Annotated in this window: 15 protein-coding genes; 11 read left to right on the top strand and 4 right to left on the bottom strand. The window is 71.7% G+C overall.

The genetic code is table 11. The annotated features are described in order from the left end of the window. Positions 1-23 precede the first annotated feature (23 nt). Both ACFYY1_RS02390 and ACFYY1_RS02395 read right to left on the bottom strand, forming a co-directional pair. Positions 24-647, bottom strand: coding sequence for a class F sortase (locus ACFYY1_RS02390; RefSeq protein ID WP_388579710.1), 624 nt, complete (start codon positions 645-647; stop codon positions 24-26). A gap of 98 nt (positions 648-745) precedes the next feature. Beyond that, positions 746-1405, bottom strand: a complete 660-nt coding sequence (locus ACFYY1_RS02395) for a hypothetical protein (protein ID WP_388579712.1) — start codon at positions 1403-1405, stop codon at positions 746-748. Between the two features lie 621 nt (positions 1406-2026). On the opposite strand from ACFYY1_RS02395, the gene ACFYY1_RS02400 reads away from it, so the two are divergent. The 4 genes from ACFYY1_RS02400 to ACFYY1_RS02415 all read left to right on the top strand — a co-directional run bounded on the left by ACFYY1_RS02400 (position 2027) and on the right by ACFYY1_RS02415 (position 7846). Further along, the gene (locus ACFYY1_RS02400; RefSeq protein WP_388579715.1) at positions 2027-3010 is read left to right on the top strand and encodes an ABC transporter permease; all 984 of its coding nucleotides are present in this window, start codon (positions 2027-2029) and stop codon (positions 3008-3010) included. A gap of 1 nt (position 3011) precedes the next feature. Continuing rightward, positions 3012-3977, top strand: a complete 966-nt coding sequence (locus ACFYY1_RS02405; RefSeq protein ID WP_388579718.1) for an ABC transporter permease — start codon at positions 3012-3014, stop codon at positions 3975-3977. After that, positions 3974-6055: a dipeptide ABC transporter ATP-binding protein gene (locus tag ACFYY1_RS02410; RefSeq protein ID WP_388579721.1), complete on the top strand. Its 2082-nt coding sequence runs from the start codon at positions 3974-3976 to the stop codon at positions 6053-6055. The genes ACFYY1_RS02405 and ACFYY1_RS02410 overlap by 4 nt, the downstream gene beginning before the upstream one ends. A 108-nt stretch (positions 6056-6163) precedes the next feature. Continuing rightward, complete coding sequence (locus tag ACFYY1_RS02415) at positions 6164-7846, top strand: ABC transporter family substrate-binding protein (protein ID WP_388579724.1); 1683 nt, start codon at positions 6164-6166, stop codon at positions 7844-7846. 62 nt (positions 7847-7908) lie between these two features. Here the strand turns inward: ACFYY1_RS02415 and ACFYY1_RS02420 are convergent, their stop codons facing one another. Further along, complete coding sequence (locus ACFYY1_RS02420) at positions 7909-8709, bottom strand: aminotransferase class IV family protein (RefSeq protein WP_388579726.1); 801 nt, start codon at positions 8707-8709, stop codon at positions 7909-7911. Positions 8710-8809: 100 nt separating this feature from the next. Here ACFYY1_RS02420 and ACFYY1_RS02425 point away from each other — a divergent pair, with 100 nt between their 5' ends. Both ACFYY1_RS02425 and cutA read left to right on the top strand, forming a co-directional pair. After that, the gene (locus ACFYY1_RS02425) at positions 8810-9424 is read left to right on the top strand and encodes an NADPH-dependent FMN reductase (protein ID WP_388579729.1); all 615 of its coding nucleotides are present in this window, start codon (positions 8810-8812) and stop codon (positions 9422-9424) included. Positions 9425-9510: 86 nt separating this feature from the next. Continuing rightward, positions 9511-9849 (top strand): divalent-cation tolerance protein CutA, encoded by a 339-nt coding sequence (cutA, locus tag ACFYY1_RS02430; protein WP_388579731.1) that lies wholly within the window; start codon positions 9511-9513, stop codon positions 9847-9849. A 23-nt stretch (positions 9850-9872) separates the two neighbouring features. Here cutA and ACFYY1_RS02435 read toward each other — a convergent pair whose 3' ends face one another. Beyond that, positions 9873-10583, bottom strand: coding sequence for a vancomycin high temperature exclusion protein (locus ACFYY1_RS02435; RefSeq protein WP_388579733.1), 711 nt, complete (start codon positions 10581-10583; stop codon positions 9873-9875). Between the two features lie 170 nt (positions 10584-10753). Here ACFYY1_RS02435 and ACFYY1_RS02440 point away from each other — a divergent pair, with 170 nt between their 5' ends. The 5 genes from ACFYY1_RS02440 (at position 10754) to ACFYY1_RS02460 (ending at position 17709) form a co-directional block, all read left to right on the top strand. Then, positions 10754-11566, top strand: a complete 813-nt coding sequence (locus ACFYY1_RS02440; protein WP_388579736.1) for a Cof-type HAD-IIB family hydrolase — start codon at positions 10754-10756, stop codon at positions 11564-11566. Between the two features lie 148 nt (positions 11567-11714). Beyond that, positions 11715-13055: a deoxyguanosinetriphosphate triphosphohydrolase gene (locus tag ACFYY1_RS02445; RefSeq protein WP_388579738.1), complete on the top strand. Its 1341-nt coding sequence runs from the start codon at positions 11715-11717 to the stop codon at positions 13053-13055. A gap of 92 nt (positions 13056-13147) precedes the next feature. Further along, positions 13148-14413: an NAD(P)/FAD-dependent oxidoreductase gene (locus ACFYY1_RS02450; protein WP_388579741.1), complete on the top strand. Its 1266-nt coding sequence runs from the start codon at positions 13148-13150 to the stop codon at positions 14411-14413. An 86-nt stretch (positions 14414-14499) separates the two neighbouring features. Then, positions 14500-16413 carry a DNA primase gene (gene dnaG / locus ACFYY1_RS02455; RefSeq protein WP_388579744.1) on the top strand — a complete coding sequence of 638 codons (1914 nt, stop codon included), beginning with the start codon at positions 14500-14502 and terminating at the stop codon, positions 16411-16413. A 204-nt stretch (positions 16414-16617) separates the two neighbouring features. Next, on the top strand, positions 16618-17709 hold the full coding sequence (locus ACFYY1_RS02460; protein ID WP_388579747.1) for an RNA polymerase sigma factor: 1092 nt from the start codon (positions 16618-16620) through the stop codon (positions 17707-17709). Positions 17710-17737: the final 28 nt, after the last annotated feature.

The raw sequence follows: 17737 nt of genomic DNA on the forward strand, positions 1-17737 counted from the left end.
CGGACCGTGCCCGGCAGCCGGGTTCAGCGGACGGCGGTCAGGTGCGCGTACGCCACCACATTGCCCTCGTACCCCGTCTCCTTCGAGAAGCCGCCGCCGCAGGTGATCAGCCGCAGCGAGGCGAAGGAGGCGGCGCCGTACACCCGCTCGTCGGGGAAGTTCTTGTTCTCGTAGACCTCGATCGCGTCCAGCGAGAAGACGGCGGTGCGCCCGTCCTGGCGGACCACCTCGACCGTGCTGCCCTTCTGCAGGGCGCCCAGGTCGTAGAAGACCGACCGGCCCTGCGCGTTGTCCACATGGCCGGCGACGATCGCGCTGCCCTTGGAGCCCGGGGGAGTGCCGTCCCGGTACCAGCCGACGATGTTGCGGTTGCCGGCCGGGGGCACGTCGAGACTGCCGTCCGCCCCGAGGCCGAGACGCATCACCGGGGCGTCCACCCGGATGCTCGGGATGCGGATGCGCACGGGGGCGGAAGGCTTCAGGGGTTCGGCGACCGGCGATCCCGGCTGGGGCTCGGGGCCGCCGGTGAACGCCTGGGCGGCGGTCGGCCGGGGCGGGACCAGCTGGGCGTCGGCGCCGTTGCGGATCAGCCAGACGCCGGCCAGCGCTGCGATGACCAGCAGCCAGCCCTTGGCCTTCTGGGTCACGGTCGTCCTCCGGGTGAGTGAACGGGACGGTCCCGTCCCGGTGGCGCGCGGCCACCGGGACGGAAACCAGGCGGTACGGAGACGTGAATCCGTCTCCGTCAGCCGGCCCCCTGCGTGCCGCTCGCCCGGCGACGCAGGAGCCAGGCTCCGCCGACGGCGGTCGCGGCGAGAACGCCGGCGCCCGCCGCGATCTGGGTGGTGTCGGGCCGGACGCTGCCGCCGACTCCGGTTTTGATGGGGCCGGTGGGGCCAGTGGGGCCATCGGGGCCCGAGGGGCGGTCCCCGGAGGACGAGCCGTCGTGCTTGCCCGAGCCCCCTTCCTTGGACGGGCTCCAGCTCTCGCGTCCGCCGGAGCTGTCGTGCCCGGACGAGGACGAGTTCTCGTGCCCGGACGAGGAACTGTCGCCCTGGCCCGTGCCTTCGCCGCGGTCCGTGCCTTCGCCCCGGCCCGTGCCTTCGCCGCTGCCGGTGCCCTCGCCGCGGTCCGTGCCTTCGCCCTGGTCCGTGCCTTCGCCGCGGTCCGCGCCCTCTTTCCGGTCCGTTTCCTCGTCCCGGCCCGGGGCGGTGAACCCGCCGGCGGAGTCGAGCAGTGAGGGTGCGACGAGGCCGGAGAGGCTGTCCAGGCTGAACGGCGTGTCCGCACCGGATCCGGACCCGCCCTCGTCCGCGTACGCGGCGGGGCCGGCGGTGAGGAAGCCGAGCGTGGCTATGGTGACCGCGGTTGCGGCGGTACCGGTCACTAGGCGGACAGGACGCATGGGGGATTCCTCCGGCGATGGCACGAGTAGGTGTGTCCTGCCCCTGAGCTAACGGTCCGCACGCCACCCATGCCTGCTGACACCGAGTCAGCTTTCACTCGAACGGACCGGCGCGGCCTCCTTGCCAAGAGGTGATCTCGCAGGTCACAGCGGTGATCGGCGCGGGTCGAGCCGGCCCTCTGCCGCTCGGTGCCGATCGGGTGACCGGGGCCCGGCGGGGAGTGGCGCACATCACACGCATGACCTCGCGGGTGTCGGGCACACGTCTGTCACCCCCCACGGGACGGTGCACGAGGCCGCCCCCGGCCACCGCCCCCACCGGGCCCGCCCCCCCTGGGCCCGGTGGGGGCGGATTCGCGCCACGGGAGAGCGGACCGGAAGCGCACGGCGCCCGATCGTGCACGCTCCGTCACGTTCGATGGCCGAATGCTGCGGCAGTATTTCGACCTCGTGGCGAGAAGGATCAAGGGCTGGTGCCGGTCCTCAGGTGCGGATCAGGCTGGAACTCGCACATTCGTGCTCACGCTCCGTACCCAGAAAGCCCTCGCCGCACATGCACACGTCCCCCAGACCCGGCACCTTCGAGGTGCGTCTCCCCCGTGCGGTGAGGAGGTGCCGGCCATGGTGCGCCATGTGATCCGCAAGGCGACCGGCTGGCTGCTGATGATCGTGGTCGCGACCAACGCCACCTACTTCCTGGCCAGTTGGTTCCTCGATCCCCGGTCGAACTTCAAGGAGCTGCGCCCGGTCCGTACCGAGGAGCAGATCGACCGGGCGCTCGCGCCGTACAACCTGAACCCGCAGGAGCCGCTGGTCCACCGGTGGTGGGACTGGTTCACCTCGGTGGTGCTCCACTTCGACTGGGGCAGGTCACCGACCGGTGTCCCGGTCAACGGGGAGATCGGCTACCGGGCGCTCATCAGCGGCGAACTGGTCATCATCGCGACCGTCCTGTCCGTGGTCGCCGGCGTCTCCCTGGCCGTGTACACCGCCTCGCGGCAGTACGGCTGGGCCGACCGGATCTCGCAGGCCGTGTCCATCGCGGTGTTCAACATCCCGACGTCCGTGGCCGCGCTCGCCGTGGTCTTCGTCGCCATCTGGCTGAACCAGAACGCCGGACTGCACTTCCTCTACGTCGCCGGGGAGAACTCGCCGGGCGTCGAGGGGCTGTTCCCGACGATCGGCGACCGCCTGCTCCATCTGATCCTGCCGACCCTCAGCCTGACGCTGATGGGCTATGTCGGCTACCACCTGACGCAGCGTTCGCTGCTGCTGGACACGATCAACGCGGACTTCGTACGCACCGCCCGGGCCACCGGGCTCACCCGGTCCAGGGCGATCCGCAGGCACGCCCTGCGCGCCGCGCTCATTCCGACGGCGACATCCGTGGCGTTCAGCATCCCGGCCATGTTCACCGGCGCCGTCATCACCGAGACGATCTTCGGCTGGAACGGCATGGGCCGCTACTTCATCCAGACCATTGCCAAGAACGACGTGCACGGCGCGGTCGCGACCGCGGCCTTCGCCGCCGCACTGACCGCGATCGGCGCGATCCTCGCGGATGTCGCCACCGTCTTCCTCGATCCCCGGGTGAGGGTGAACTGACGTGGCCACCGACACGACGACCGACACGACGACCGGCACGACGACCGGCACCTCGCCCGCAGCGACGGACCGAGCGACGGACGAAGCGGCGAAGGAAACGCCCCACCTCGGCCTCGGCCGCCTCTACCTGCGGCGCTTCCTGCGCAACCGCCTCGCCGTCGCCGGGGTGGTGATCTTCGTACTGCTGGTGCTGTTCAGCCTGTTCGGCGGGCTGTTCACCCCCTACGCGTACTCCGACGCCGACTTCGCCGCCCTCACCCGGCCACCGAGCGCCACCCACTGGTTCGGCACCAACCAGGGCGGCAACGACGTCTACGCCTCCGCCGTGCACGGACTCCAGCGCTCCCTGGCGATCGCCGTGAGCGTCTCCGCGCTGACCATCGTCGTCGCCGCGGTCATCGGCTCCAGCGCCGCGTACTTCGGGGGCCGGGTGGAGAAGGCGACCCTCGCCGTCATCCACTTCCTGCTGGTCGTCCCCTCGTTCCTCATCCTCGCCCTGGTCTCCCACCGCCTCGCCGGCGACTGGCGGGTCCTCATCGTCGTGCTCACGGTGTTCGGCTGGATGTCCACCGCACGGGTCATCTGGTCCGTCTCGACCTCGCTGCGGGAACGGGACTACGTGACGGCGGCCGAGTTCATGGGGGTCAGCGCGCCGCGCATCATCCTGCGCCACATCATCCCCAACCTCGGCTCGCTGCTGATCGTCAATCTGACGCTCGGCGTCGTCGCGACCGTGCTCAGCGAAACCGCCCTGTCCTTCCTCGGGTTCGGCGTCCAGACCCCGGACGTCTCCCTCGGCACGATGCTCGCGGACGGTGCGAGCACCGTCACGAGCGCTCCGTGGCTCTTCGCCTTCCCCGCGGGTCTGGTCGTCCTGCTCACCCTGTCGATGACCTTCGTCGGCGACGGGCTGCGCGACGCCCTCGACCCCACGTCCGTGACCGGTGCGGCAGGAGGCCGACGATGACCCTCACGACCCTGGCCGGATCCCCGGCACCCACCGGTGTCACCCCCGTGCTCTCGGTACGGGACCTGCGGATCACCTTCCCCTCCGAGGCCGGCCGCGTCGAGGCGGTGCGCGGCGTCGGCTTCGATCTCCTGCCGGGCCGGACCCTCGGCATCGTCGGCGAGTCCGGCTCGGGCAAATCGGCCACCGCGATGGCCGTGATGGGCCTGCTGCCGCCCTCCGCCGAACTGCGGGGGCAGGTGCTGCTCGAAGGCCGGGACCTGATCGGTCTCGGGGACAAGGAACTCTCCGCGGTGCGCGGCAACTCCATCGGCATGGTCTTCCAGGACCCGCTGTCCGCGCTCACGCCCATCTTCTCCGTGGGCCGGCTGCTCTCCGACGCCCTGCGCGTCCACCAGGACCTCACCAGGCGGGCGGCCTGGGAACAGGCCGTCGAACTGCTCGACCTCGTCGGCATACCCGACCCGAGGGGCCGGGCCAAGTCGTTCCCGCACGAGTTCTCCGGCGGCATGCGCCAGCGCGTCGTCATCGCCATGGCCATCGCCAACAAGCCGTCCGTCCTCGTCGCGGACGAGCCCACCACCGCGCTCGACGTCACCGTGCAGGCCCAGATCCTGGACGTCCTGCGGCTGGCGCAGCAGGAGACCGGGGCCGGGCTCGTCCTCATCACCCACGACCTCGGGGTCGTGGCCGGCCACGCCGACGACATCGCCGTCATGTACGCGGGCCGGTTCGTGGAGCGCGCGGGCGTCGACGAGCTGTTCCGCCGGCCGACCATGCCGTACACCGCGCGGCTGCTCGCCGCCGTGCCCACCGTGGACAGCGGGGTCCACCGCCCCCTGGTCCCGATCGGCGGGGAGCCGCCCGCCCTCGTGGACCTCCCCGGCGGCTGCCCCTTCGCGAGCCGCTGCGCCGTCGCCCAGGACGCCTGCCGGGCCGACGAGCCGGAGCTGCGCGAGATCACCGGGCACGGGCACGTGGCCTGCCTGCGCGCGGACGAGATCGCCGACGGCACCCTGGACCCCGCCGGGGACACCGCGCCGGACGACCTCCCGGGCGGCTCCGGGCCCACCGCGACCGGCGAGGTGGTGCTCCGGGTCGAGGACCTGGTCAAGACCTTCCCGGTCACCAAGGGCGCCCTCCTCAAGCGCCGGGTCGGCACCCTGCACGCCGTCGACCGGGTGAGCTTCGAGCTGCGTGCCGGGGAGACCCTGGGGCTGGTGGGCGAGTCGGGCAGCGGCAAGACCACGACGCTGCTGGAGGTCCTGCGGCTGAAGCAGCCCGAGGGCGGACGGATCGAGATCGCCGGCACCGACGTCGGCACCGTCGACTCCGCCGCGCGCGTACGGGAGTTGCGGCGGGACGTACAGATCGTCATGCAGGACCCGCTGGGGGCCCTGAACCCCCGGCTGCCCGTCTTCCAACTGCTCGCCGAACCCCTCCGGGCCATCGGGCGGGACCGGGAGACGATCCGCTCCCGGATCCACGAACTGCTGGCCCTGGTCGGCCTGGACGCCTCGGTGAGCGGCCGTTTCCCGGCCGCGCTGTCCGGCGGTCAGCGTCAGCGGGTCGGCATCGCCAGGGCCCTGGCGACCGAGCCGAAACTGCTGGCACTCGACGAGCCGCTCTCGGCCCTGGACGTATCGGTGCAGGCCGGGGTGATCAACCTGCTGGCCCGGCTCAAGCGCGAACTGGGGCTCGCCTACCTGGTGGTCGCCCACGACCTGGCCGTGGTCCGGTACGTCTCCGACCGCATCGCGGTGATGTACCTCGGGCACATCGTCGAGACCGGGGACACCGGGACGATCTTCTCCGACCCCCGGCACCCCTACACCCGGGCGCTGCTCTCGGCGATCCCGGTGCCCGACCCGCAGCGCGAACGCGCCCGCGAACGCGTCGTGCTCCAGGGCGAGCAGCCGAGCGCCACCCGCCCGCCCGCGGGTTGCGTCTTCGTCGACCGCTGTCCCCTGTACCGCCTCGCCGACGAGGACGTGCGCCGGCGCTGTCGCACGGAGCGTCCCGAGCCGACGGCGGTCGCCGGACGCCCCGGCCACCAGTACGCCTGCCACGCCGTCTGAACCGCCCCCGCGCGGGCACCGCCCCGCCCCTGAGCACGGCTCGTACAGCTCGTCCGAACACAACTCGTCCCCCTTCCCCTTCCCCGAACCAGAAGGAGCCCTTCCGCCATGCGCGCAAGACTGGCCCTGCCCCTCGCCCTCGTCGCCGCCGTCTCGGTCGCCGCCACCGCCTGCGACGCCTCCTCCGGGAAGGACACGGCCGGTGCGGCGGGCAAGGACACCCCCAGGGCGGCGTCGGCCGCGGCCGACTACAACCCCGTCCCGTACGACCGGATCAAGGACGGTGGCACGTACACCACCGCCGGGACCTTCGACGACCAGGGCAACCCGTTCAACGTCAACGCCACCCTGACCGCGTCCCGGGTCTGGGCCTGGTACAACGCCGACGCGATCACGTACTCGCCCACCGGCGAGGTGCAGTACAACCCGGACTACTACAGCGACGTGAAGGTCTCCGCCGAGGGCGGCAGGCAGACGGTCACGCTGACCATCAACGAGAAGGCCGTCTTCAACGACGGCACCCCCATCGACTGGACCGCGATCGAGGCCACCTGGAAGGCCAACAACGGTTCCGACAAGGCCTTCGACACCTCCTCCACCGACGGCTACGACCAGATCACCTCGGTCCGCAAGGGCGCGAACGCCAAGCAGGCCGTCATCGAGTTCAAGGGTGTCAACGCCGCCTGGACGACCCTGTTCAGCACCTTCCTGCACCCTGAGGCCGCCACCGTCGCCAACTTCAACAAGGCGTACGTCAAGAAGGCCCATCCGGAGTGGGGCGCCGGCCCGTACACCGTCGGGGAGTGGGACACCCACTCCGGCGGCATCACCTTCGTCCGCAACCCGAAGTGGTGGGGCAAGAAGGGCAAGCTCGACAAGCGCGTCTACGTCAACCTGGAGTCGACCGCGGCGGTCAACGCCTTCAAGAACGGCCAGCTCGACTACACCTCGGCCGTCGACGCGGAGAGCCTCAAGCAGGTCAAGGGGCTCAAGGGGACGGAGATCCGCAGCGGCGGCAGCCCCTTCGAGTACTCGCTCTACTTCAACACCAAGTCGGCGAACCTCTCGGACACGGCCGTCCGCAAGGCCATCCAGGAGGGCATCGACCGCTCCCAGATCGCGAAGATCCAGTTCCAGGGGCTCGACTACCAGGAGCCGCTGCCCGGTTCGGCGGTGCTGTACAGCTTCCAGAAGGGCTACCAGGACAATGTCTCGGCTGTGCTGAAGTACTCGCCGGACGAGGCGAAGAAGACGCTCGACGCGGCGGGCTGGAAGCCCGGCGGCGACGGCATCCGGGTCAAGGACGGCAAGAAGCTGGAGGTCGGCTACACGATCCTCGGCGACGACCCGCTGGACAAGGCCATCGCCGGTGCCTTCACCGCGATGCTGAAGCCGGTCGGCGTGAAGGTCGTCACCAGGAAGGCCGACGAGGCGGACTTCTCGAAGATCCTCAGCGAGCGCCGGTTCGACCTCTTCCTGTCCGGGAACCGCTCCATGGACCCGTTCGGCGCCCGCTACCTGTGCGACTTCTACTGCTCGGACCGTGACTCCAACATCACCGGTTTCGGCACACCGGCCCTGGACAAGGAGATCCGCGCCACCGCCGGTATAGCGGACCTCGACGAGCAGATCGCGGCGGTCAACGAGGTCGAGCAGAAGGCGCTCCGGCAGTACGCCTTCCTGCCGCTGTTCAGCGGCCCCTCGACGTACAGCGTGAAGAAGGGCCTCGCCAACGTCGGCGCCACCATCTTCCACAGCCCGCTCCCGGAGACGGTGGGCTGGGAGAAGTAGCCCGCACACAGCCGGGCCCCGGCCCCGGTACGGTCGCCGGCCGCACCGGGGGCCGGGGTGCGTCAGACGGTGTCCCACCGCGTACCGTCGTACGCCTGCCCGATCCGCCGCATCAGCTCCTCGTCCACCACGAATTCCCTCGCGTCGATCCGCCCGACCGGCGCGATGCCCTGCGAGTTGGTGAGGAACGCCGACCGGAACGCGCCCAGCCCGTCCAGGGTCACCGGACGCCGTACGGACTCCAGCCCCGCGCCCGGCAGTTCACGCTCCAGCAGCGCCATGGTGATGCCGACCAGACACGGCGCGTCCGGCCAGACCACCGAAGTGCCGTCCCAGAAGGCGACGTTGGTGATCGCGCCCTCCGTCACCGTGCCGTCCGGCAGGGTCAGCAGGGCCTCGTCGAACCCGGCACGGGCGGCCAGTTGCGCGTAGTACGTCTGGCCGAACTCGCCGGGCCGCTTGATGTGCGGCACGGTACGGGCGTACGGGACGGACATCAGTCCGTGCGGTTCGGCGGACTTCCGGGCCGGCCCGCGCACCGTGACCATGACGGTCGTCTCCGGTTCCCCCGGCGGCAGATAGCCGTGGACCCGGACCGAGGCGTCCCGCACCCCGGCACCCTCCAGCGCGTGCCGGATCAGCGCGCGGACCCGTTCCCCGTCGAGCGGGCGCTCGAACAACTCCCGGTTCGCCGCGTCCAGTCGGTCCAGATGCAGATCGAGGCCGCGCACCTTTCCGTCCCTGACCTGCATGGCCGTGAAATGGCCGTAGCCGAGGAAGGCCGGAATCCGCAGGTCCGCCTCGGTGGCCGGACGGCCGTCGAACTCGGCGTACGGGAAGGGCGGGGGCGGGGGAGTCACCATGCCTCCACCGTAAGGGCTGTCCCGTAGCCGCGACGCCCGGCGGGACGGACCGGCAGAAGGAGCTTGACCTAAACCCCGGTTGACATACGAGTCTTTCGGCATGGACCTCACCACAGCATCCTCTTCGCCCTCGTCCACCGCGCCCCTGAAGGTCGCCGTCCTCCTCGGAAGCAACCGCGACGGACGGTTCGCCCCCGTCATCTCCGACTGGTTCCTCTCGCACACCGGCCCCCGCCCCGACATCGAGACCGATCTGATCGACGTCGCGGAACTCGACCTCCCGGTCGCGCTCTCCTTCCGGCCCGACGCCGACGCGCAGGCCCGGCTCGCGGCCGTCGCGTCCAGGCTGGCGGCGGCCGACGGCTTCGTCGTCGTCACCCCCGAGTACAACCACTCGTTCCCGGCCCCGCTGAAGAACCTCATCGACTGGTACCGCGACGAGTGGCAGGCCAAGCCCGTCGCCTTCGTCTCGTACGGCGGGGTCTCCGGCGGGCTGCGCGCCACCGAGCAGCTGCGGCAGGTCTTCGCGGAGCTGCACACCGTCGGCATCCGCGAGACCGTGTCCTTCCACAACGTGGGCGCCCTGTTCGACGACGAGGGCAGGCCCCGGGACCCGGCGGGCTGCGACGCGGCGGTCAAGGTGCTGCTCGACCAGCTGGTCTGGTGGGGGCACGCCCTGCGCGACGCCAAGGCGGTCCGCCCGTACGGCACCTGACCCGGGAGCGCTGCGCCGCGCCCCGATGTCGCCGACAATCGACGGGTACCGGGACACCCCGCAACCCGACCCCGCAGGAGCCGAAGGTGACGACGCCGGCATGGCTGACCGTACTGACCACGACGGACAGTGAGGAGAAGGCCCATGCCCTGGCGCAGGGCGTGGTGGAGGCGCGGCTCGCCGCCTGCGTACAGATCTCCGCGCCCGTCACCTCGGTCTACCGCTGGCAGAACGCCATCGAGACCACCGAGGAGTGGCAGCTGCTGTTCAAGACGGCGGCGGAGCGGTACGACGAACTGGAGGCCCACCTGGAGGCGGCGCACGACTACGAGACCCCGGAGATCATCGCGATCCCGGTGGTACGGGGCAGCGCCCGCTATCTCGCCTGGGTCTCGGCCGAGACCGCCCCGGTCACGTCGCTGTAGGGCCGCCCCGGCGGCCCGGGGTCCTACCGCTCCCGGGCCGCCAGTGCCTCCCCGATCCCGGTCTCCCGGGGCCCCAGGAAGTGCGGATCGGGTTTGAAGACGGCGTCCAGCGCCGCCTTCCCCGCCGCGAACACCTCCCGTGTGCCGCCGTAGTACCAGGTCGCGTCGTGCTTGGCGTCCACGCCGACGCCGTACGCGTCGATCCCCGCGGACCGGCACAGGGCGATCGCCCGGCGGATGTGGAACCCCTGGCTCACCAGCACCGCGCGGTCGACCCCGAAGATCTTCTTGGCCCGCACGCACGAGTCCCAGGTGTCGAACCCCGCGAAGTCGCTCACGATCCGCTCGTCCGGCACCCCGTGCTCCGTGAGATAGGTACGCATGGCATCCGGCTCGTCGTACTCCTCGCGGCTGTTGTCACCGGTCACGAGCACGACCTTCACCTTCCCGTCCCGGTACAGCTCGGCGGCGGCCGTCAGCCGGTTGGCGAGATACGGCGACGGTCTGCCCTGCCAGAGCCCCGCCCCGAACACCACCGCCACCTGCTGCGCGGGCGCGTCCGCGGTCGTCCTGACCCGGGCGTCGGCGACGGAGTACATCCAGGTCATGGGCGCCAGCCCGGCCACACACGCGAGCATCACCCCCTGCACGGCCCGCCGCTGCCCGCGCCGCGTGCGCGGCCAGCGCGGCCGCAACCGCCCGAGCGCCGGCCGTTTTGGCCACTTCACCCGCATGGGAGCCCCCTCTTTCCGTGCCGTGCTCCGTCGTCCCACTTGATCGGACGAACCGGAGGCCGAAAGGGTTCTCCGGCGGGCGGGACGAATGCCGCACGGCCGCTCAGGTCCGGCCCCACCGGTCCGGGGCCGCGCGGACCGGAGGGCGGTCCGGCCCATACCATCGCCCAATGCTGCGTCCACGACTGATCGCCTCCGATCTCGACGGCACCCTCCTGCGCAACGACGGCACCCTCTCGCCCCGCACCCTGCGCGCCCTGCGCACCGCCGAGAGCGCCGGCGCGGAGATCGTCCTCGTCACCGCCCGGCCGCCCAGGTTCGTCGACCGGCTCGCCGACGCCGCCGACTTCACGGGCACGGCGGTGTGCAGCAACGGGGCGATGGTCTACGACATCGGGACGCGCACCGTCGTCTCCTCCCGCGTCCTGCCGCTCTCCACCGCCCGCCGCGTGGCCACCGCGCTCGCCGCCGCCGTGCCGGGGATCGGCTTCGCCCTGGAGACCGGCAACCACATCCTGTACGAACCGGCCTACCGTCTGCGGCTCTCCGAGGACACCGGCGCCGAGCTGCCCGTACCGGCGCTCGCGGACCTCTGGCTGGCCGATGTCCCCGTCACCAAGCTCCTCGCCTGGTCGGACCGGCTCGACGCGGACGCGCTGCTGGCCGCGGCCGAGGCGGGGGCGGTCGACGGGGTGCAGCTCACCCATTCCGGCGGGCGCGGGCTGCTGGAGATCAGCGCGTCCGGCGTCACCAAGGCCGGCACGCTGTCGGTGCTGTGCGCCGGGCGCGGCATCGACGCCGCGGAGGTCGTCGCCTTCGGCGACATGCCCAACGACCTGACCGTCCTCGAATGGGCCGGCACCGGCTACGCGATGGGCAATGCCCACCCGAGCGTGCTGGCCGCGATACCGACGCACACGCTCAGCAACGAGGAGGACGGGGTCGCGGACGTCATCGAGCGGCTCTTCGGCCCCGCCCGCTGACCCGGCGGCGACGCGGAACGGAATCCGATCGGAGTCCGGAAGGAATCCGGGGAGCACCCGCAGCGCCCGCGGTAAAAAACTGATGAACGGACATTTCCGGGCGCCCGCCTGAGCCTTCTTGTCGGTCCGGCCGTTTACTGTCGGACCCATGGACGGCACGCACGGCACGCACGGCACGCACGACCACGGCACGCACGACCACGGCACCGGCCCCTACGGCGCGGCCGACGCCGAGCGCTGGGACACCGAGCCGGACAAACGGCCGGGCCGCACCGCGTTCCAGCGCGACCGTGCCCGGGTGCTGCACTCCGCCGCGCTGCGGCGGCTCGCCGGGAAGACCCAGGTCGTCACCCCGGGCACCCGCGGCCACGCCTGGGACGCCAGCCCCCGGACCAGGCTCACCCACTCACTCGAATGCGCCCAGGTCGGCCGCGAGCTCGGGGCCGCGCTCGGCTGCGACCCCGACCTCGTCGAGACCGCCTGCCTCGCCCACGACCTGGGCCACCCGCCGTTCGGACACAACGGCGAGCAGGCGCTCAACGACTTCGCGTCGGACTGCGGGGGCTTCGAGGGCAACGCCCAGTCGCTGCGGCTGCTGACCCGGCTCGAACCGAAGCGGTTCGTACCCGACACCCGCACCGGCGAACTGGTCAGTGTCGGACTCAACCTCACCCGGGCCGCCCTGGACGCCGCCACCAAGTACCCGTGGCCGCGCGGCGAGCACCCCACCGACCCGGGCTCACCGAAATTCGGGGTGTACGAGGACGACCTGCCGGTCTTCGCCTGGGCCCGCAAGGGGGCACCGAAGGACCGCAAGTGCTTCGAGGCCCAGGTCATGGACTGGTCCGACGACGTCGCCTACTCCGTGCACGACTTCGAGGACGGGCTGCACGCCGGGCACATCGACCCCAACTGCCTCTACGCCGAACCGGAGCGGGACGCGATCTGGGCGGTCGCCATCGGCCGCTACGTCCCGGCGGACACCGACCCCCAGGAGCTGGCCGACGCGCTGGACCGGCTCATCGCCGAGGACTGGTGGCCGCACGGCTACGACGGAACCGCCGTCGCCCAGGCCCGGCTGAAGGACGCGACGAGCCAGCTGATCGGCCGGTTCTGCCTCGCCGCCGAGAGCAGCACCCGACAGGCCCACGGGACGGGCCGCCTCGGCCGGTACGCCGCCGAGCTGGTCGTCCCCCGCGAGGCCCGCAACGAATGCGCGGTGCTCAAGGCGGTCGCCGACCGTTACGTCATGCAGCGCGCCGAGCAGGAGGCGATCCGCGCCGACCAGCGGATCGTCATCGCCGAGCTGGCCGCCGCCCTGACCGCCCGCGCCCCGGAGGGACTGGAGCCGCAGTTCCGGGCGCTGTTCGACGCCGCCCGCGACGACCGGGCCCGCAAGCGGGTCCTGGTCGACCAGATCGCCGCTCTGACCGACGCCTCGGCCCGCTCGCTGCACGCGTCGCTCACGGAGCGCGGACACCGGGTGTGACCTGATCGGGGTACACCCTCTTTCGCCATCACGCTGCGTGCGGGACGCTCGCAGTTGGCGGCGCCGCGAAGCAAGCACCGAGGAGGCACCAAGTGGTCGACGCACATCGGACGTTCGTCATCGTGGGCGGAGGGCTGGCGGGAGCGAAGGCGGCCGAGACGCTCCGGTCGGAGGGTTTCAGCGGCCGGGTGATCCTGCTCGGCGACGAACGCGACCACCCGTACGAACGGCCTCCGCTCTCCAAGGGCTACCTCGCCGGCAAGGAGGAGCGGGACAGCGTCTTCGTCCATGAGACCGCCTGGTACGCGGGCGCCGACATCGAGCTGCACCTGGGGCAGCCCGTCACCTCGCTCGACCGGGAGGCCCGCGCCGTACAGCTCGGCGACGGCACCGTCGTCCACTACGACAAGCTGCTGCTCGCCACCGGGGCCGAGCCGCGCCGCCTCGCCGTCCCGGGCACGGACCTGGCCGGCGTCCACCATCTGCGCCGCCTCGCCCACGCCGACCGGCTGCGCAACGTGCTGGCCGCACTCGGCCGCGACAACGGCCATCTGGTGATCGCCGGGGCCGGCTGGATCGGCCTGGAGGTCGCGGCGGCGGCCCGCGGGTACGGCGCCGAGGTCACCGTCGTCGAACCGGAGCCGACCCCGCTGCACCAGGTCGTCGGTCCCGAACTCGGCCAGATCTTCACCGACCTCCACAGCGACCACGGGGTCCGCTTCCACTTCGGCCTCCGCCTCACCGAGATCATCGGCCAGGACGGCCTGGTGCTCGCCGTCCGCACCGACGACGGCGAGGAGCACCCCGCCCACGACGTGCTCGCCGCGATCGGCGCCGCGCCCCGCACCGCCCTCGCCGAGACCGCCGGGCTCGCCATGGCCCCCCGCGCGGTCGGCGGCGGCATCGCCGTCGACGCCTCGCTGCGCACCAGCGACCCGCACATCTTCGCGGCCGGTGACGTCGCCAACGTGGACCACCCGCTGCTCGGCACCCGGCTGCGCGTGGAGCACTGGGCGAACGCGCTGAACAGCGGCCCGGCCGCGGCCCGCGCCATGCTCGGCCAGGAGGTCGGCTACGACCGGGTGCCGTACTTCTTCTCCGACCAGTACGACCTCGGCCTCGAATACTCGGGCTGGGCGCCGCCGGGCAGCTACGACCAGGTGGTCATCCGGGGTGACGCGGGGAAGCGGGAGTTCATCGCCTTCTGGCTGAAGGACCGCCGGGTGCTGGCCGGGATGAACGTCAACGTGTGGGACGTCACCGAGACCGTGCAGGGGCTGATCCGGTCCGGCCGGCAGATCGACCCGGACGCGCTGGCGGACCCGTCGGTGCCGCTGGAATCCCTGGGGGGTGCCTGACACATGCCTGCGGCGTCGCGGCGACCGTTCCACGGATCACATCGGCGCGCTCCACGGCTGTCGTGGCCCACCCGTAGACTTCACCCGTGGCAGGCAGGATCAATGACGACGACGTGAAGGCGGTACGGGACGCGGTCCCGATCGACGCCGTCGTTTCCGAGTATCTCCAGCTGCGCAACGCGGGCGGTGGCAACCTCAAGGGACTCTGCCCGTTCCACGACGAGAAGTCCCCCTCCTTCCAGGTCAGCCCGAGCAAGGGTCTCTTCCACTGCTTCGGCTGCCAGGAGGGCGGCGACACGATCGCCTTCGTGCAGAAGATCGACCACCTGACGTTCGCGGAGGTCGTCGAGCGGCTCGCCGCCAAGGCGGGCATCACCCTGCGGTACGAGGAGGGCGGCTACAACCCCTCCCACCAGCGCGGCGAGCGCATCAGGCTGGTCGAGGCGCACAAGGTGGCCGCCCGGTTCTACGTCGAGCAGCTGGACGGCCCCGAGGCCGAGATCGGCCGTAAGTTCCTCGCCGAGCGCGGCTTCGACCAGGCCGCCGCCGCCCACTTCGGCGTCGGCTACAGCCCGGCCGGCTGGGACCACCTCACCCGCTATCTGCGCGGCAAGGGCTTCAGCGACAAGGAGCTGATCGCCTCCGGCCTCTCCCAGGACGGCAGGCGCGGCCCCATCGACCGCTTCCGCGGCCGGCTGATGTGGCCGATCAGCGACACCTCCGGCGACGTCGTCGGCTTCGGCGCCCGCAAGCTGCGCGACGACGACAACGGACCGAAGTACCTCAACACCCCCGAGACCGCGATCTACAAGAAGTCCCAGGTGCTCTACGGCATCGACCTGGCGAAGAAGGACATCGCCAAGGCCAGCCGGGCCGTGGTCGTCGAGGGCTACACCGACGTCATGGCCTGCCACCTCGCCGGGATCACCACCGCCATCGCCACCTGTGGCACGGCCTTCGGCGGCGACCACATCAAGATCCTGCGCCGGCTCCTGATGGACAACGGCAGCGCCCGGGTGATCTTCACCTTCGACGGTGACGCCGCCGGGCAGAAGGCCGCCCTGCGCGCCTTCGAGGACGACCAGAAGTTCGCCGCCGAGACGTACATCGCGATCGCCCCGGACGGCATGGACCCCTGCGACCTGCGCCTGGTCAAGGGCGACGAGGCGGTCCGCGACCTGGTCGAACCCCGCACCCCGCTCTTCGAGTTCGCGCTCCGCCAGATCGTCGGCCGGTACGACCTGGAGACCCCGGCGGGCCGCGGCGCCGCGCTCGACGAGGCGGCACCCGTCGTCGCCCGGATCAAGAACAGCTCCTCGCAGCACGAGGTCGCCGTCCAGCTGGCCGGCATGCTCGGCATCCTGGACACCCAGTTCGTCGTCAAGCGCGTCGGCCAGCTCGCCCGCTGGGCCCGCGAGCGGGGCGACCAGCGGGGCCCCGGCCAGACCCCCTCCCGCGGCGGCCCCCGGCACCAGCAGGTCCAGGCGCCCCCCGCCGCAGCCCCCTCCGGCCCCGCGCTCAACCTCCGCAGTCCCGCCCACCGCACCGAGCGCGAGCTGCTCAAGCTCGCCCTGCAGAAGCCCGCCCTGGTCTCCCCGGCGTTCGACGCCTACGGGGCCGACGAGTTCACCGCCCCGCCGTACGCGGCCGTCCGGCAGTGCATCGCGGAGGCCGGCGGCGCCGAGCTGGGCGTCCCCGAGACCCGTGAATATCTGGTCCAGGTCCTGGACGCGGCGCCCAACGACACGGTGCGCAATCTGGTCACCGAGCTCGCCGTCGAGGTCTTCCACGGCAAGACCATCGACGAGACCTACGCGGGCATGCAGCTCGTCCAGGTCCGGCTGCGCGCCGTCGACCGCCGGATCAACGACGTCCAGGGCAGCCTCGCCCGCCTCGGCAGCAATGTCGCCCCCGATCACCTGGCGGCGGCGCAGAACGAGGTCTGGGTCCTCCAGCAGTACGCCCAGTCCCTGCGCAACAACGGGGCCGACGCGCTCTGACGCGCCGGCCCGGCGGCGGGATCGCCCCCGCGTAACCGACCGGTCACGGACCGGACTCAGAAAGTCCCCGCACGCCCCTCGTGGCGGCGATGTGTCGTACCCCACACTGGGGTGCGGTGCCTGAGACATCGGAGCGCGGCCGGTCCATCGAACGGTGGTCCTCCATCCCCGCGGTCCGGCAGCGATCACCTGGAGGTCGCCCCCGTGCAGACCCGGACCCTGACCAAAACCGAGCACGTCTCGGCCGTCCCCGCGCAGAACCGGGCCGTGCACCATCCGGAGGGCGCGGTGGAGCCGCCGATACCGAACGATCCGCCCGAGGGGCTCCTGGCAGAGCCGCCCCCGAGACCGGAGTCCGGGCCGAGGAGCCGTCCGGAGGCCGCCGGTCCGTCCTCCGACCTCTTCCGCCAGTACCTGCGGGAGATCGGCCGGATCCCGCTGCTCGGCGCCGCCGACGAGGTGGAGCTCGCCCGCCGGGTGGAGGCCGGTCTCTTCGCCGAGGAACGGCTCGCGAGCACCCCCGACCCGGACACCCGGCTGGCCGTCGACCTGGACCGCCTCGTCGTCATGGGGAGGATGGCCAAACGCCGCCTCATCGAGGCCAACCTCCGCCTCGTCGTCTCCGTCGCCAAGCGCTACGTCGGCCGCGGGCTGACCATGCTCGACCTGGTCCAGGAGGGAAACCTCGGGCTGATCAGGGCCGTCGAGAAGTTCGACTACGCCCGGGGCTACAAGTTCTCCACGTACGCGACCTGGTGGATCCGCCAGGCCATGTCCCGCGCCCTCGCCGACCAGGCGCGGACCATACGGGTCCCGGTCCATGTCGTCGAGCTGATCAACCGCGTCGTACGCGTCCAGCGCCGGATGCTCCAGGAGCGCGGCTACGAGCCGACCGCACAGGAGGTCGCCGACCAGCTCGACCTCACCCCGGAGCGGGTCGGCGAAGTCCTGCGGCTCGCCCAGGAACCCGTCTCGCTGCACGCCCCGGTCGGCGAGGAGGAGGACGTCGCCCTCGGCGACCTGATCGAGGACGGCGACGCCGCGTCCCCGGTCGAGTCCGCCGCGTTCCTGCTGCTGCGCGAGCACCTGGAAGCGGTGCTGTCGACGCTGGGCGAGCGCGAACGCAAGGTGGTACAGCTGCGCTACGGGCTGGACGACGGACGGCCCCGCACCCTGGAGGAGATCGGCAGGATCTTCGGCGTGACCCGCGAACGCATCCGCCAGATCGAGTCCAAGACCCTCAGCAAGCTGCGGGACCACGCCTTCGCCGACCAGCTCCGCGGCTACCTCGACTGACGCCGCGAGGGCCCGCGCCGCCGGCCGG

This window comes from Streptomyces sp. NPDC001890, assembly GCF_042891445.1.
Classification (GTDB): domain Bacteria; phylum Actinomycetota; class Actinomycetes; order Streptomycetales; family Streptomycetaceae; genus Streptomyces.

Excerpts from the sequence above, each read along its gene's own strand:
- ACFYY1_RS02435 (WP_388579733.1), bottom strand. The coding sequence starts at position 10,583 with ATGCGGGTGAAGTGGCCAAAACGGCCGGCGCTCGGGCGGTTGCGGCCG.
- ACFYY1_RS02420 (WP_388579726.1), bottom strand. The coding sequence starts at position 8,709 with ATGGTGACTCCCCCGCCCCCGCCCTTCCCGTACGCCGAGTTCGACGGC.
- ACFYY1_RS02415 (WP_388579724.1), top strand. The coding sequence starts at position 6,164 with ATGCGCGCAAGACTGGCCCTGCCCCTCGCCCTCGTCGCCGCCGTCTCG.
- ACFYY1_RS02445 (WP_388579738.1), top strand. The coding sequence starts at position 11,715 with ATGGACGGCACGCACGGCACGCACGGCACGCACGACCACGGCACGCAC.
- ACFYY1_RS02400 (WP_388579715.1), top strand. The coding sequence starts at position 2,027 with ATGGTGCGCCATGTGATCCGCAAGGCGACCGGCTGGCTGCTGATGATC.
- ACFYY1_RS02410 (WP_388579721.1), top strand. The coding sequence starts at position 3,974 with ATGACCCTCACGACCCTGGCCGGATCCCCGGCACCCACCGGTGTCACC.
- ACFYY1_RS02440 (WP_388579736.1), top strand. The coding sequence starts at position 10,754 with ATGCTGCGTCCACGACTGATCGCCTCCGATCTCGACGGCACCCTCCTG.
- ACFYY1_RS02425 (WP_388579729.1), top strand. The coding sequence starts at position 8,810 with ATGGACCTCACCACAGCATCCTCTTCGCCCTCGTCCACCGCGCCCCTG.
- ACFYY1_RS02395 (WP_388579712.1), bottom strand. The coding sequence starts at position 1,405 with ATGCGTCCTGTCCGCCTAGTGACCGGTACCGCCGCAACCGCGGTCACC.